The organism is Saccharopolyspora sp. NPDC050389 (assembly GCF_040655595.1).
Taxonomy (GTDB): Bacteria; Actinomycetota; Actinomycetes; order Mycobacteriales; family Pseudonocardiaceae; genus Saccharopolyspora.
Window position 1 is genome coordinate 1 of the sequence record NZ_JBFAKG010000236.1, and the last position, 1,048, is coordinate 1,048.

At 64.2% G+C, this 1,048-nt stretch carries 1 protein-coding gene; it reads right to left on the reverse strand.

Annotated features, from left to right (window positions below):
* On the reverse strand, positions 1–658 hold a 658-nt coding region (locus AB0I53_RS49615), incomplete at its 3' end, for a transposase family protein (protein ID WP_358618237.1).
* Between the last annotated feature and the right edge of the window lie 390 nt (positions 659–1,048).

Consider the following 1,048-nt stretch of genomic DNA (forward strand, 5'->3'; position numbering starts at 1 on the left):
CATGCTCGACGCGGGCTCGGATGCGCTTGTGAACCGTGTTGAGTTCCTCCTTCCAGGCGGGAAGTTCGCTGCCGTCAGTGGGTTTGCGATACGGCCTGATCACCTCGTGGTTGCCCTGGTAGCCGCCGTCAGCCATCACATGCGCACCCGAGCAGTCCTGGTCGACACCGGAATCCCGGTAGGCCCGGCAGTCATTACGGTTACCCGGCAACGGCTTGCCGATCGCGACGGTCAGGCGGGTGTCGGCGTCGATGACCACCTGCAGGTTGGTCGAGTACCGGTAGTTCTTCGACGACGCGCTCACGCTTCGGTCATGGGTGGGCACCAGGGTGCCGTCCACGATCAGCACCGTCTCCGGGCTGTGCTTGCGTGTCGTCGACGACAACGCGAGATAGGGGCCCAGGTGGTCCACGACTCGCCCGGCCGCGGACTTGGAGACATCGAAGAGCAACGCGACCTGCCGCAACGTGAGGTTGGTGCGGTAGTACACCGCCACCAGCAGCACCCGGTCGTCCAGCGACAGACCCCACCGACGACCGGCACCGGTCTGCTCGGCGCCACGACCTCGCACGATTCTCACCAGCTTGCCGAACTGCCGCACCGACAGCCCCGTGAACGTCGGTATCCACCCCGGCTGCTCAACCCCGATCACCTGCACCAGTACATGATCCACTACCCGCCCAGACCCGCGATTACGGGACAACCTTTAGCTGCGTGGAGAGCACCATACGGACCCACAGCCCGAGCCGTTCGCTGGCGGACCACCTCCACGTGCGTGGAGAACACCAGCCCACGGGATCGAGTACACCGTTACGAGGCGGAGCACCTCCACGTGTGTGGAGAGCACGCCTGCAGGTGCGGGACTTCACGAACGAAGAACGGACCACCTCCACGTGGGTGGAGAGCACCACCTCGAGCTCTCTCAAGGCATGGGTTTGGGATGGGTGACCCGTGTGTCAATTCCGGTCGACTCTTGGCTCTGGCACGGTTTCCGTGATGGACCCGGGCGTTGCCCGCTGGCCACATAGTTGATCATGTACTCGGTGTG